The 14,027-nt window shown below is 70.5% G+C and carries 13 protein-coding genes and 1 pseudogene; 9 read left to right on the top strand and 5 right to left on the bottom strand.

What is annotated here, in order from left to right:
• Positions 1-146: 146 nt before the first annotated feature.
• From uraD to ABR737_RS36060, 6 genes and pseudogenes are all read left to right on the top strand, one after another.
• Entirely contained in the window at positions 147-698 is a 552-nt protein-coding gene (gene uraD / locus ABR737_RS36035) for a 2-oxo-4-hydroxy-4-carboxy-5-ureidoimidazoline decarboxylase (RefSeq protein WP_350255316.1), read from the top strand.
• Positions 695-1,120: a hydroxyisourate hydrolase gene (gene uraH, locus ABR737_RS36040; protein ID WP_350255317.1), complete on the top strand. Its 426-nt coding sequence runs from the start codon at positions 695-697 to the stop codon at positions 1,118-1,120. The genes uraD and uraH overlap by 4 nt, the downstream gene beginning before the upstream one ends.
• A 7-nt stretch (positions 1,121-1,127) precedes the next feature.
• Positions 1,128-2,099, top strand: a complete 972-nt coding sequence (gene pucL, locus ABR737_RS36045; RefSeq protein WP_350255319.1) for a factor-independent urate hydroxylase — start codon at positions 1,128-1,130, stop codon at positions 2,097-2,099.
• A gap of 191 nt (positions 2,100-2,290) precedes the next feature.
• A pseudogene (locus ABR737_RS36050) lies at positions 2,291-2,623 on the top strand (solute carrier family 23 protein); the annotation flags it as partial.
• A gap of 42 nt (positions 2,624-2,665) precedes the next feature.
• Entirely contained in the window at positions 2,666-4,066 is a 1,401-nt protein-coding gene (locus tag ABR737_RS36055; RefSeq protein WP_350255320.1) for an 8-oxoguanine deaminase, read from the top strand.
• Between the two features lie 321 nt (positions 4,067-4,387).
• Positions 4,388-5,812, top strand: coding sequence for a nucleobase:cation symporter-2 family protein (locus tag ABR737_RS36060; RefSeq protein WP_350257058.1), 1,425 nt, complete (start codon positions 4,388-4,390; stop codon positions 5,810-5,812).
• Positions 5,813-6,000: 188 nt separating this feature from the next.
• On the opposite strand, the gene ABR737_RS36065 is transcribed toward ABR737_RS36060, so the two are convergent.
• From ABR737_RS36065 to ABR737_RS36080, 4 genes are all read right to left on the bottom strand, one after another.
• Positions 6,001-6,555: a TetR/AcrR family transcriptional regulator gene (locus tag ABR737_RS36065; protein ID WP_350255321.1), complete on the bottom strand. Its 555-nt coding sequence runs from the start codon at positions 6,553-6,555 to the stop codon at positions 6,001-6,003.
• Positions 6,556-6,812: 257 nt separating this feature from the next.
• On the bottom strand, positions 6,813-8,441 hold the full coding sequence (gene aceB / locus ABR737_RS36070; RefSeq protein ID WP_350255322.1) for a malate synthase A: 1,629 nt from the start codon (positions 8,439-8,441) through the stop codon (positions 6,813-6,815).
• Positions 8,442-8,750: 309 nt separating this feature from the next.
• Complete coding sequence (locus ABR737_RS36075) at positions 8,751-9,329, bottom strand: nucleotidyltransferase family protein (protein WP_350257059.1); 579 nt, start codon at positions 9,327-9,329, stop codon at positions 8,751-8,753.
• A 184-nt stretch (positions 9,330-9,513) separates the two neighbouring features.
• On the bottom strand, positions 9,514-9,741 hold the full coding sequence (locus ABR737_RS36080; RefSeq protein WP_350255324.1) for a hypothetical protein: 228 nt from the start codon (positions 9,739-9,741) through the stop codon (positions 9,514-9,516).
• Between the two features lie 298 nt (positions 9,742-10,039).
• Here ABR737_RS36080 and ABR737_RS36085 point away from each other — a divergent pair, with 298 nt between their 5' ends.
• Entirely contained in the window at positions 10,040-10,396 is a 357-nt protein-coding gene (locus ABR737_RS36085; RefSeq protein ID WP_350255325.1) for a DUF5955 family protein, read from the top strand.
• 125 nt (positions 10,397-10,521) lie between these two features.
• Here the strand turns inward: ABR737_RS36085 and ABR737_RS36090 are convergent, their stop codons facing one another.
• Positions 10,522-11,325: an IclR family transcriptional regulator gene (locus tag ABR737_RS36090; protein WP_350255327.1), complete on the bottom strand. Its 804-nt coding sequence runs from the start codon at positions 11,323-11,325 to the stop codon at positions 10,522-10,524.
• 278 nt (positions 11,326-11,603) lie between these two features.
• Here ABR737_RS36090 and ABR737_RS36095 point away from each other — a divergent pair, with 278 nt between their 5' ends.
• Both ABR737_RS36095 and ABR737_RS36100 read left to right on the top strand, forming a co-directional pair.
• The gene (locus ABR737_RS36095; RefSeq protein ID WP_350255329.1) at positions 11,604-12,398 is read left to right on the top strand and encodes an aspartate/glutamate racemase family protein; all 795 of its coding nucleotides are present in this window, start codon (positions 11,604-11,606) and stop codon (positions 12,396-12,398) included.
• A gap of 57 nt (positions 12,399-12,455) precedes the next feature.
• Complete coding sequence (locus tag ABR737_RS36100) at positions 12,456-13,919, top strand: NCS1 family nucleobase:cation symporter-1 (RefSeq protein WP_350255330.1); 1,464 nt, start codon at positions 12,456-12,458, stop codon at positions 13,917-13,919.
• Positions 13,920-14,027 lie beyond the last annotated feature (108 nt).

The following is a 14,027-nucleotide window of genomic DNA, read 5'->3' on the forward strand; positions in this document are numbered from 1 at the left end:
CTCCCCGGGGAAGCGGCTGCCCCCGTCACCCGGCCGGTGGCTCGGCGTCGCCGACTTTTCAACAAAGTGTTGACGTGTCGTTGCCGGGGGTCTTAGCTGTTTCCAGCCAAGCAGAGCTGTCCAGCACCAGGCCACGGAGGCTTCCCGTGTCTTCGCGTTCACCACGCTCGACGGGGGACACCCGCGAGCCCACGCCGGGGCTCACCCGGTTCAACACCGCCGACGACGGTACGGCCCTGGCCGCACTGCACGAGGTATGTGCCAGCCGGGCATGGGGGAGCAAGCTCCTTGCGCAGCGTCCCTACGCCACCGCCGATGCCCTGTACGCCGCGAGCGACGCCGCCATGGCCGAGCTGAGCGACGGGGACCTGGCCGAGGCGATGGCCGGGCACCCGCCGATCGGCCGGCCGAAGCCGGGCGACCCCACCTCGCGCCGCGAGCAGAGCGGGATGGCCGGCGCCTCCGACGCGCTCAAGGCCGACATGCTCGAACTCAACCTGGCCTACCAGGAGAAGTTCGGGCACGTCTTCCTGATCTGCGCCTCCGGCCGGACCGGGGAGCAGATGCGGGACGCCGTTCGTCACCGGATCGACAACACGCCGGAACAGGAACGCGAGATCGTTCGTGCGGAACTCGGCAAGATCAACCGCATCCGCCTGACCCGTATCGCCGAGCACGCAGAAGGAGACGCAGCATGAGCAGCGAGACGGCTGCCCGGACGTCGGTGTCCACGCACATCCTGGACACCAGCGTGGGCCGCCCCGCGGAGGGCGTCGCCCTCACGCTCGCGGTGCGCTCCGGCCGCGACGGCGCCTGGACCGCCCACGGCGCGTCCACGACCGATGCGGACGGACGCTGCAAGGACCTGCCGGCCCTGCCGGAAGGCACCACCCATGTGCGCCTCGACTTCGCCGTCGAGGAGTACTTCGTCTCTCCCCAGCACCGCGCACACCACAAGGCAACCCAGCAAGCCGAGGAACAGCAGGACGCCCCCCGCGTAAGGGACAGCGGAGCTTTCTTCCCGGAGGTGGCGATCACCTTTGCCGTCACGCCGGGCGAGCACTATCACGTACCGCTGCTGCTCAACCCGTTCGGCTACTCCGTATACCGAGGGAGCTAGCACCGACATGACTGCCCAATCCCGCCCGGCCCGCGCTGCCGATTCCCGCCCGGCCCGCCCGGTGATTCTCGGCCAGAACCAGTACGGCAAAGCGGAGAACCGCGTCGTCAAGATCACCCGCGACGGCGACACGCACCACATCAAGGACCTGAACGTCTCGGTCGCGCTCTCCGGCGACCTGGAAGAGGTCCACCTCTCCGGCTCCAACGCCCACTGCCTGCCCACCGACACGACCAGGAACACCGTGTACGCCTTCGCCAAGGAGCACGGGATCGAGTCGGCCGAGCAGTTCGGCATCCACCTGGCCCGGCACTTCGTCACCAGCCAGGAGCCGATCCACCGGGCCCGCATCCGGATCGAGGAGTACGCCTGGGAGCGGATCGCCCCCTCCGACGCCAACTCCCGCTTCATCGGCGCCGACGAGGTCCAGCACTCCTTCGTCCGCAAGGGCCAGGAGACCCGCCTGACCGAGATCACCTACGACGGTGAGCGGTGGCAGGTCATCTCCGGCCTGAAGGACCTGGTCGTGATGAACTCCACCAACTCGGAGTTCTGGGGCTACATCAAGGACAAGTACACGACCCTCAAGGAGGCCTACGACCGCATCCTGGCCACCGAGGTGTCCGGCCGCTGGCGGTTCAACTGGACCGACGACGAGCAGCGGATGCCGAACTGGGAGCGTTCGTACGAGCAGGTCAAGAAGCACATGCTGCAGGCGTTCGCGGAGACCTACAGCCTCTCGCTCCAGCAGACGCTGTACCAAATGGGAGCGCGTGTGATCAACAACCGTTCGGAGGTCGACGAGATCCGCTTCTCGCTCCCGAACAAGCACCACTTCCTGGTGGATCTCGAGCCGTTCGGGCTCAAGAACGACAACGAGGTGTACTACGCGGCCGACCGCCCGTACGGCCTGATCGAAGCCACAGTTCTGCGCGACGGTGTCGAGCCCGAGATCCCGGTGGATCTGACGAACCTCTGAGCTGCTCCGACGCAACGCCGTGCCGCGCGTGCCCCTCCCCGCCCCGCAGCGGGGAGGGGCACGCGGAACCCGAGGGGAACGACCCATGGCACAGCACACGCACACCCCGCACCACCTGGCGCCACCGGTCCACCCGGTGGACGAGAAGCCGGCTGCCAAGCGGCTCGTCCCGGCCGCGCTCCAGCACATGGCCGATGCCGGTCCTCGGCGGCGCGGGCATCGTGCTGTTCGGGTCGATCGCGGTCAGCGGCATCCGTACGCTCGCCGAGGCCGGTCTCGACGAGAGCTCGCACATCGTCCTGGTGGCCGTCTCGCTCGGCTCCGGCCTCGTCCCGCTCGCCGCACCGGCCTTCTACGACGACTTTCCGGCCTGGGCACAGACCGTGCTCGGCTCGGGGATCAGCGCCGGCGCCCTGGTCGCGGTGCTGCTCAACCTGTTCTTCCCTCACCTCGGCACCCGGAGCACCCCACGGGCAGCGGCACTGTCAGCCGCCTCGCCCGGCTCCGGCACTCAAATCCCGTAGGGCCATGCCGTGCCCACCGCCGGAATCGAAAGTAGGAGCACCATGGCTGCCTCGGCATCCCCTGACGGCGCGATCGAGCGTCTCGTCATCGAGAACTGCGCCATCGCGACGGTCGACGCCCACGACACCGAGTACGCCACCGGTCATGTCGTCGTCGCCGGGAACACCATCGAGTCGGTCGGCGCGGGCAAGGCCCCCGAGGACCTGGCACATGTCGTCCGCCGGATCGACGGCACCGGGCACCTGGTCACCCCCGGCCTGATCAACACTCACCACCACTTCTACCAGTGGATCACCCGGGGCCTGGCCACCGACCACAACCTGTTCAACTGGCTGGTCGCGCTCTACCCGACCTGGGCCCGCATCGACGCCCCGATGCTCGCCGCGGCCACTCAGGGCTCCCTGGGCATGATGGTCAAGGGCGGCGTCACCACCGCCTCCGACCACCACTACGTCTTCCCGCAGGGATCCGGCGACCTCGTCGCCGCGGAACTCGCGGCCGCCGCCGAGATCGGCGCCCGGATCACCCTCGCCCGCGGCTCCATGGACCGCAGCGAGAAGGACGGCGGGCTGCCCCCGGACTTCGCCGTCGAGACCACCGAGGGCGCCCTGCTGGCGACCGAGGAGGCCATCGACACCCACCACGACGCCTCCTTCGGCTCGATGGTGCAGATCGCCGCCGCGCCCTGCTCGCCGTTCTCCGTCTCCACCGAACTCATGCGACAGGGCGCCGAGTTGGCCCGCCGTAAGGGCGTACGCATGCACACCCACGGCTCGGAGACCGTGGAGGAGGAGAAGTTCTGCCACGAGCTGTTCGGCATGGGCCCGACCGACTACTTCGAGTCGACCGGCTGGCTCGGCGACGACGTGTGGATGGCGCACTGCGTCCACATGAACGACTCCGACATCGCCGCCTTCGCCCGCACCGGCACCGGCGTGGCCCACTGCCCCTCCTCCAACGCCCGTCTCGCGGCCGGGATCGCGCGCGTCCCCGACATGCTCGCGGCCGGCGTCCCGGTCGGCCTCGGCGTCGACGGCACCGCCTCCAACGAGTCCGGCGAGCTCCACACCGAGCTGCGCAACGCCCTGCTGATCAACCGCCTCGGCGCCCACCGGGAGGCCGCGCTGAACGCCCGCAAGGCGCTGCGGCTGGGCACCTACGGCGGCGCCCAGGTCCTCGGCCGGACCGCCGAAATCGGTTCGCTGGAGGCCGGCAAGCTCGCCGACCTGGTGCTGTGGAAGCTGGACGGCCTCGGCCACTCCTCCATCGCCGACCCGGTCACCGCTCTGGTCTTCGGCCCGGCCGCACCGGTCACCCTCTCCCTCGTCGGCGGCCGGCCGGTCGTCGAGGAAAACCACCTCAGCAACGTCGACGAGGACGCCATCGCCCGCACCGCGCGGGCCGAGGCACAGCGTCTGGCCCGGATCGCCGCCGAGGGCTGACCCCTCGGCGCGGCCGCGGCCGACGCCACCTCTGAACTCGGCCGGGAGGGACGGCTCCCGGCCGGGCTTGTGGATCCGAGCGGGGTCCACAAGCGCCGGACCCGGGGGTACGGGAACTTCTCGTACCCCCGGGCCGGTCGGCTCCCACCCCCGGGCCGGCCGGCCCCACCGCCTTCCGTGCGCGCCACGAGCGCGGAGTCTCGCAGCACCGCCCACCAGGCAACTGCTTGCACCACGCACCACATGGCAAGCCCTCCGTGACAGCCTCGCCTCGCCGGGCCCCGGCGACGCAGAAAACGAAGGAGGCCCGCAGTGGCCGCAATGACCGAGCAGAAGCCGGAGGAGGACCGGAAGCATCCGGTCGACCGGACCCTCCCGCCCTTCAAGATGTTCACCAGCGGCCTCCAGCACGTGGCCGCGATGTACGCGGGAGTGGTGGCCCCGCCGATGATCGTGGGGCCGGCCTGCGGGCTGAGCGCCACCGAGACCGCGTTCCTGATGGGTGCCAGCCTCTTCACCGCGGGCATCGCGACGCTGCTGCAGACGCTCGGCTTCTGGAAGGTCGGCGCCAAGCTGCCCTTCGTCAACGGCGTCTCGTTCGCCGGCGTCACCCCGATGGTCGCCATCGGCAAGGCGCACAGCCCCGGCGACGCACTGCCGATCATCTTCGGCGCGGTGATCGTCGCCGGTGTGCTGGGATTCGTCCTCGCCCCCTACTTCTCCAAGCTCGTACGGTTCTTCCCGCCGGTGGTCACCGGCACCGTCATCACCCTGATCGGTGTCTCACTGCTGCCGGTGGCCTTCAACTGGTCCCAGGGCGGCAACGACCGGGCCCCGGACTACGGTTCACTGAAGAACATCGGCATGGCCGCGCTGACCTTCCTGATCGTGCTGGTGCTGCGCCGGGTGCTGCGCGGCTTCCTCCAGCAGATCGCGATCCTGCTCGGCCTGATCGCCGGCACCCTGATCGCGATACCCGTCGGCATCACCCACTTCTCCGCGCTCTCCCAGGCGTCCCTGATCGGCTTCCCGACGCCCTTCCACTTCGGCGCCCCGCAGTTCGACCTCGCCGCGATCGTCTCCATGTGCATCGTGATGCTGGTCTGTATGACCGAGTCGACGGCCGACATGCTCGCCCTCGGCAGGATCGTCGACCGCCCGGCGGACGAGCGCACCATCGAGGGCGGACTGCGCGCCGACACCCTCGGCACGGCCCTCAGCCCGCTGTTCAACGGCTTCGCCAACAGCGCCTTCGCACAGAACATCGGCCTGGTCGCGATGACCAAGGTGCGCAGCCGCTTCGTCGTGGCCACCAGCGGTCTGATCCTGATCGTGCTGGGTCTGTGCCCGGTGGCCGCCTCGGTGATCTCGCTGGTCCCGCCGCCGGTCCTCGGCGGCGCCGGCATCGTGCTCTTCGGCTCGGTGGCCGCCAGCGGCATCCAGACCCTGGCCTCCGCCGCCATGGAGAAGGGCGACAACGCCCTGATCGTCGCCGCGGCCGTCGGCATCGGCCTGATCCCGATCGCCGCCCCGGACTTCTACCACAGCCTCCCCAAGGACCTGCTGGTCATCCTGGACTCCGGCATCAGCACCGGCTGCCTGGTCGCCATCGTCCTCAACCTCGCCTTCAACCACTTCGGGCGGAAGACGGCGGACGGGGATGGGGATGCCGAGGGGGAGGCTCCGGGGGACACCGAGGCGGCTGCGGCGGCCGCCGGAGAGCCGGTGGCGGCGACCGCCCACTGACGCCGGGACAGCGCAACGGCCCGCAGGGAGCGGCAACGCCGACTCTCCTTGGGGGCCGTTGGACGTTCCGGGGACGGCGGCTGCGGTGGCCGTTCCAGTGGCGAGCGGGGCGCGGCACCGCGAGGTGACGCGGACGGCGGTCCGCTGCCCGTTCTGTCCCCTCTGACTCCTCCGGCTCCTCTGGCTCCTCAGTCCAGCAGTCCGCCCAGCAGCTCGCGGATGCCCGGACCCGGGTCGAAGTCCCCGTCCGGGAAGGAGAGTTGGCGGAAGGCGACGCCGTCCATGTAGTCGCAGAGGATCGCGCAGTGGCGCCGCGGCGCCGGCGAGCCGATGCGCCGCAGCCACTCCGCTCCCCAGCCGACGACGGTCTCACGGCTGCGGGTGAGTGCCGGGCGGATCTCGGGGCGGGTCCAGGATTCCAGGTAGAGCGCGAAGCGGGCGGCGGTCCTGGTCCGCTCGGGGCCGGTCGCGTACCGCAGGAACCGGGTGACGGTGTCCGCGAGTTCACCGGCGTCGGCCGGGTCGGCCGCCGTGGTGAAGGCCTCCCAGTCGCGGTGCTCCAGGGCCTGGACGTGGTCGACGATGCCGTCGATCAGGGCCGTCCGGTTGCGGAAGTAGTTGGAGGTGGTGCCCGACGGGACCCCTGCCGCGGCATCCACGGCCTGGTAGGTCAGCCCCCGCGCTCCCGCGCTGCCCAGGACCTGGATGCCCGCGTCCAGCACCTGCTCCCGCCGTCGTGCCACCCTGAGCGCCTTCCGTGCCGCATTGCTTCCTACTACGTGTGTAGCTACTACGTTTGTAGTGCCGATCCACTATAAGCGCAGTTCCGCCGGCCCCCGGCGCACTCGCCGCGCCACCCGATCGCCGAGGCGGCCTTCCTGGCCGGGTACGCCGCGATCTACCGGGCCGGGGGCGCCCCGGAACGGCGCGGGGCCGGTACATACCGCGGTGCGGTACGTACCGGCCCCTCGGGCGCTGGGAACCCCCTACGGCGAAGGCCTCAGCCCAGCAGTTCGTACGCGGGCAGCGTCAGGAACTCCGTGTAGTTCTCGTCCAGGGCGACCCGGAGCAGCAGGTCGTGGGCCTGCTGCCACCTGCCGGAGGTGAAGGCGTCCTCGCCGACCTCGGCGCGGATGGCGGCCAGTTGCTCCGCGGCGACCGTGCGCACCAGCTCCGCGGTGGCCTTCTCGCCGTTCTCGAAGACGACCCCCGCGTTGACCCACTGCCAGATCTGGGAGCGGGAGATCTCGGCGGTGGCGGCGTCCTCCATCAGGCCGAAGATCGCGACGGCGCCCAGACCGCCCAGCCAGGCCTCGATGTAGCGGGTGCCGACCTGGACCGCGTCGATCAGGCCCTGGTAGGTGGGCTTGGCGTCCAGGGAGTCGATCGCGATCAGATCGGCGGCCTTGACGTCGACGTCCTCGCGCAGGCGGTCCTTCTGGTGCGGCTTGTCGCCGAGGACCGCGTCGAAGGAGGCGCGGGCGACCGGGACCAGGTCGGGGTGGGCGACCCAGGAGCCGTCGAAGCCGTCGCCGGCCTCCCGGTCCTTGTCGTTCTTGACCTTGGCGAGGGCCTTCTCGTTGGCCTCGGGGTCGCGGCGGTTGGGGATGAAGGCCGCCATGCCGCCGATCGCGTGCGCCCCGCGCTTGTGGCAGGTGCGGACGAGGAGTTCGGTGTAGGCCCGCATGAACGGGGCGGTCATCGTGACCGCGTTGCGGTCCGGGAGGACGAACTTGGCACCGCCGTCACGGAAGTTCTTGACGATGGAGAAGAGGTAGTCCCAGCGGCCGGCGTTCAGCCCGGAGGCGTGGTCGCGCAGCTCGTAAAGGATCTCCTCCATCTCGTACGCGGCCGTGATGGTCTCGATCAGGACCGTGGCGCGCACGGTGCCCTGGGGGATGCCGACATAGTCCTGCGCGAAGACGAAGATCTCGTTCCAGAGGCGGGCCTCCAGGTGCGACTCGGTCTTCGGCAGGTAGAAGTACGGGCCCTTGCCCAGGTCCAGCAGGCGCTGGGCGTTGTGGAAGAAGTAGAGGCCGAAGTCGACCAGCGCACCGGGGACCGGCCGGCCCTCGAACTGGAGGTGGCGCTCGTCCAGGTGCCACCCGCGCGGGCGCATCACGACGGTGGCCAGCTCCTCGGCCGGACCCAGGGCGTACGACTTTCCGGAGGTGGCGTCGGTGAAGTCGATCCGGCGCTCGTAGGCGTCGATCAGGTTGAGCTGACCGGAGATGACGTTTTCCCAGGTCGGTGCGGAGGCGTCCTCGAAGTCGGCGAGCCAGACCCTGGCACCCGAGTTGAGCGCGTTGATCGTCATCTTGCGGTCGGTGGGGCCGGTGATCTCCACCCGGCGGTCGTTGAGCGCGGCGGGCGCCCCGGCCACCTTCCAGCTGTCGTCCGCGCGGATCTCCGCGGTCTGGGGGAGGAAGTCCAGCGTGCTGGTCCGGGCGATCTCCGCACGGCGCTCGGCCCGGCGGGCGAGCAGTTCGTCGCGGCGCGGGGTGAACCGGCGGTGCAGCTCGGCGACGAAGGTGAGCGCGGCGTCGGAAAGGACCTCGCCCTGCCGTTCGGGGGCGTGAGCGGGGTCGACGTCGACGATGGCCAGCGGGGACGGCGCTGGTGCGGACATGAGTGTCACTCCATTCAGCGGCGGTGCCTGGCGGCCTCCCGGAACACCGGGCGGCACGGGGTGCCGCGGGCTCCGGGATACGGTCGCGGGCGCCGTCAGGGTTCAGGGCGCTTCTGACCAGTGGAGACTAGTTTCCTTATCGCGGAACTTCAATGGTTTGTTGATGTCGAGATTCTCCGAGTCGACACAAGCGGTGATCGAATGACCCCCGGTGCCATGCCGATCACTCTCCATGACTCCCGCCCGTGCCTCTACTCCCTTGCGCGGCAGGGGAGTTGGCGAGGGGTGTGTGCGGCCGCCGTGGGCCGGTCACCGCAGGCGGTGGAGATCGTCCGGCGTGTCGATGTCGTACGGCTCGGCGATGTCGGAGCACTCGACAAGGGTGAGCGCGTCCGCATGCTCCTGGAGGTAGGCGCGCGCACCGCGGTCGCCCGTCGCGGTGGCGGCGATGTCCGGCCAGCGGTCGGCGCCGAAGAGGACTGGATGCCCCCGGCGGCCGTCGTACGCCGCGGAGGCGAGCGAGGTGCCGCCCTCGTACGCCGCTATCACCCGCGCCACCGCGGCGGCGCCGATGCCCGGCTGGTCCACCAGTGACACCACCACCGCATCCGCTCCCGAACCGGCCAGCGCGGCGAGGCCCACCCGGAGCGAGGAGCCCATACCCTGGGCCCAGTCCGGGTTCTCCGAGATGCCGTACGCCGAGAGATCGGCCCGTTCGCGCACGGAACCGGCGGCCGCCCCCAGCACGATGTGCACGGGGTCGCAGCCGCCGTCCCGCAGCGCCCGTGCGGCGTGCTCGACCAGGGGTCGTCCCCGGTGATCGAGCAGCGCCTTGGGTCGTCCTCCCAGGCGCCGCCCGCCGCCCGCGGCGAGCAGCAGGCCGGCCACCGTCCCCTCGGGCCGCCCGGTGTTCCGCGGCCGCTCATCGGCGTCGGGCCGGGCGTGTGGTGACTGGCCTTGCGGTTCTCCCGGCTGTCCGGGTGTCGTCGGCGTCATGGGGACTGCTTACCTCATGGAGGGCGCTTGCCTCATGGTGTCCGGCCTCCCGGCCCGGCAGGGCGGTGCAACGGATTCAGGCCGCGTCACCGGAGGCTCGCGGACGGGGGATGCCCGGCCGCAACCGGTCGCGCAGGTGGGGCATGCGTTCCTCCGCGCGCCGGCGCTCGACGACGTAACGGTGTATGTGTTCCAGCGTGATCTCCGATGCATCGGAGAGGCCGTACGCGCGGCAGATGAGTTGCACGACGCTGACGCCGCGGTGGTGGTTCGAGCCGGTGTCGGGGCCGGAATTGGACTCCATGGCGTTCTCCGATCCAGTGATATGCCGGATATTTCCTTGAAAGGGAGAATGCTCCATCTCGCTGCGGCATACGCTTCAGACCGTGCGCACCCACACCAAAGGGTGGCAAGGTGAACAAATGCGCTGATGCGTCATCAGGTCGATGCGGGGTAAGGCATGGCGCGGCCGTACCGGACCGTCTCCGGCCGTACCGGACCGTCCGCCGGCGCCTCCCGGCCGTTCCGGTCCGCCGCCGGTGATCCGGTTTTTTCGCTCTCCGTATGGCGCGATGAGCGCAGAGTGGCGTTAACTGTCCGGCATGACGGAACGGGCAACGGCCTTGGAGGGCCCCGTCGTTGTGGAGCAGCTGCAGAGGGACGGGCGGGCGGCCGGGGTCGAGAGCGACCCGAGGGTCCAGGAACTACGCGGGGCGGTGGCCCGGCTGCGTCGGCAACTGGCAGTACTTCCGGGCGAGTTACCGGATCGGGTGGCAGCCGATGACGAGCTTGCCGCGCTGGACGCGATGGTGAGTCATGGGCTGCCGGAGGTGCCCCGGCTGCGCCGTTCGCTCCTGCTGATCGCCGGGGCTGTCGGCTCGGTGAGTGCGCTGTCACCCGCGCTCACGGAGGTGCGTGCGGGGATCGACCGCTTCGGCGATCTGCCGCGCACCCGGTAGCCGCATACCCGGCGACCGTGTACCCGGTGGCGGCGCGCCCGGTGGCCTGCGAAGGGCCGTCCTGCGAAGGGCCGTCCTGCGAAGGCCCGCCCCTGCGAGGCTCGCCCTGCGAGGGTCCGCCGCGCCTACGCCGGCGTCTGATTCGCCAGCGCCACCGACAGCTGTGCCGCGACGTCCTGCAGCACCGGGACGATCTTGTCCGTCGAGGCCTCGGTCACCCGTCCGGTCGGGCCGGAGATGGAGATCGCCGCCGAGGTGGGGGAGTCGGGCACCGGTACCGCGAGGCAGCGGACGCCGATCTCCTGCTCGTTGTCGTCGACCGCATAGCCCAGGCGGCGGACGTCGGCGAGTGCTTCCAGGAAGCGTTCCGGGTCGGTGATGGTCTTCTCGGTGGCGGCCGGCATGCCCGTACGGCCGAGCAGGGCGCGGACCTCCTCCGGGGAGTGGTGGGCCAGCAGGGCCTTGCCGACGCCGGTGGAGTGCGGCAGCACCCGCCGGCCGACCTCGGTGAACATCCGTACCGCGTGCCGCGAGGGCACCTGGGCGACATAGACGATCTCGTCGCCGTCGAGCAGCGCCATGTTGGCGGTCTCGCCGGTCTCCTCGACCAGGCGGGCCAGGAACGGGCGGGCCCAGGTGCCCAGCAGCCGCGAGGAGCTTTCGCCGAGCCGGATCAGGCGCGGGCCGAGTGCGTAGCGGCGGTTGGGCTGCTGCCGGACGTAGCCGCAGGAGACGAGCGTGCGCATCAGGCGGTGGATGGTGGGCAGCGGCAGTCCGCTGCTGCCGGAGAGCTCGCTCAGGCCGACCTCGCCGCCGGCGTCGGCCATCCGCTCCAGCAGGTCGAAGGCGCGCTCGAGGGACTGGACGCCGCCGCTGGCGCCCGCGGGCTTGGCTTCGGCGGCGGAGGTGCTGGCGCTGGACGACGGCACGTCGCGTTCCTTTCGGGGCGGGTCGGATCGGTCTCGGCCGGTGCCGGCGGGCGCCGGGCCCGACCGGAGAAGCCTACCGGTCCCGTTACGCGGGCACACGGTCTCTCGCACACTCGTTCCCGCCGGTCAGGCCCTCTTTGTCGCAGGTTGTCTCACGGTACGAGCCGACCGGCAAGCTCCTGGCCGCGAACCCTTGACGGTGCCAGAGGCGGTAGCTACGTTCTGCTGCGCGAAATCTACTGTCCATTCTGTGGAATCCTCCAAATCGTTGGAGAGTCATGCGTCTTCTCGTCATGAACCCGAACACCACGGCTTCCATGACCGCCGCCATCCGCGTCACCGCCACCGCGGCCGCTGCCCCGGGCACCGAGATCATCGCGACCCAGCCCCGGTGGGGGCCGGAGTCGATCGAGGGCCACTTCGAGGGATATCTCAGCGCCGCGGCCGTGCTGGACCGGCTCGCCACCTTCGATACGCCCTTCGACGCGCTGGTCATGGCCGGATTCGGTGAGCCGGGCCGGGAGGGCGCGCAGGAGCTGCTGGACGTCCCCGTCCTGGACATCACCGAGAGCGCCGCCCAGATGGCGATGATGCTCGGCCACGCCTACGGCATCGTCACCACCCTCGATCGTGCCGTCCCGCAGATCCGGGACCGGCTGCTGACCGCCGGGCTGCTGCAGCGCTGCGCCGCGGTGCGCGGCACCGGACTCGGCGTCCTGGAGCTGGAGGAGGACCCGGAGCGGACCGTCGAAGTGATCATCGAGACCGCCCGCGAGGTGGTCCGGGCCGGCGCCGAGGTGATCTGCCTGGGCTGCGGGGGGATGGCCGGACTCCAGGAGAGGGTCGCCGCAGAGCTCGGAATTCCCGTGGTCGACGGGGTTGCCGCCGCGGTGAAGTTCGCGGAGGCTGTCGTCGGTCTCGGGCTGACCACCAGCGCGGGACGCAGCTTCGCGCCGCCCCGCCCCAAGGCCATCGGCTCCTGGCCGCTGAGCACGCATCTGCGCCCGTCCCCGGGGCGTGCTCAGGACTCACCACGGCGCACCGCATTTTCCGCGCAGACATCAGGCATCTGACGACTGACATTTACCGACCAACCCCCTAAGCTCCATCCCACCCGCCCGGGAGGACACGTGACCACACCCCCGAAGCCCCCGCAGCCGGATCCGCGCCTCTTCAACGGGGACCTCGCACCGGCCCCCGAGCGCACCTGGGGCACGTACAGCATCTTCGCGCTGTGGATGTCCGACACCCACGCGATCAGCAACTACGCCTTCGCCTCCAGCCTGTTCGTGCTGGGCCTGCCCGCCTGGGAGGTGTTCGTGGCGCTGCTGGCCGGCATCACGATCGTCCACTGGCTGATGAACCGGATGGGGCACGCCGGGCACCGTACCGGCGTCCCCTACCCGGTGCTCGCCCGCGCCAGCTGGGGCGTCTACGGCGCCAACATCCCCGCCCTGCTGCGCGCGATCATGGCCGTGGCCTGGTACGGCATCCAGACCTGGCTGGCCTCCACCGCCGTGGTCCTGCTGACGCTGCAGCTCGCGCCGGGGCTGGACGCCTACGACCACAACTCCGTGCTGGGGCTGTCCACGCTGGGCTGGATCGCGTTCCTGGTGATGTGGGGGCTGCAGGCCGTCCTGCTGACCCGGGGGATGGAGTTCATCCGCAAGGTCCAGGACTTCGCGACCGGGCCGGTGGTCTGGCTGGTCGTCCTCGCGCTCGCGGTGTATCTGGTCGTCAGGGCCGGCGGTGACATCTCGCTGACCCGCAGCCTCACCGGCCTCAGCGGCTCCGCGCAGGCCGAGCAGAGCCTGATCGCGGTCAGCCTGACCGTCGCCACCTTCCTGACGCTGGTCCTCAACTACGCCGACTTCGCCCGCTTCACCCCCGACCACCGCTCCTACCGGCGCGGCAATCTGATCGGGCTACCGGTGAACTTCACCGCCTTCGCCGTGGTCGCCGTCCTCGTCACCGCGGGCACGATCTCGGTCTTCGGCGAGGCGATCTACGACCCGGTGAAGGTGATCCAGAAGATCGACAATCCGGTGGTCACGGTCATCGGCGCGCTGGCCTTCATCGTCGCCACCATCGGCATCAATGTCGTCGCCAACTTCGTCTCGCCCGCCTACGACTTCGCCAACCTCGCGCCGAAGTACCTGAACTTCAAGCGCGGCGGCATGATCACCGCGGTGCTGGCGATCGTCGTCATGCCCTGGAAGCTGTACTCGTCCGCGCTGGTGATCCAGTACTTCCTCGGAGCGCTCGGCGCCTTCCTCGGGCCCCTGGTGGCGATCCTGCTCGTCGACTACCACCTGGTGCGCCGCGGCCGGATCGACGTCGATGCGCTGTTCTCGGCCGACGCCCGGGGCGCGTACTTCTACCGCAGGGGCTACAACCCGAAGGCGGTGGCCGCCTTCCTGCCGGCCGCCGCGGTCTGTGCCGTGCTCGCCCTGGTCCCCGCGTTCGCCGTGGTCGCGCCGTTCTCCTGGATCTTCGGAATGGGGCTCGCCGGGGCGCTCTACGCCCTGCTCTCCCGCGGTGAGCGCGCCGCGGCCGGTACCGGCCCGGTGCCGGAGGAGATCATCCCGTCGTAGGTCGGGGCCGTTGCGGCGGAGGAGCCCGCGGCACCGGACGGGGCCGGGCCGCTCGCTGGGCCGGTGCCGGTCGAGGGGTCTTGACGGGCCGCGGTCCGGAGTGAAGAC

The sequence above is a fragment of the Streptomyces sp. Edi2 genome, from assembly GCF_040253635.1.
In the GTDB taxonomy this organism is placed as follows: Bacteria; Actinomycetota; Actinomycetes; order Streptomycetales; family Streptomycetaceae; genus Streptomyces.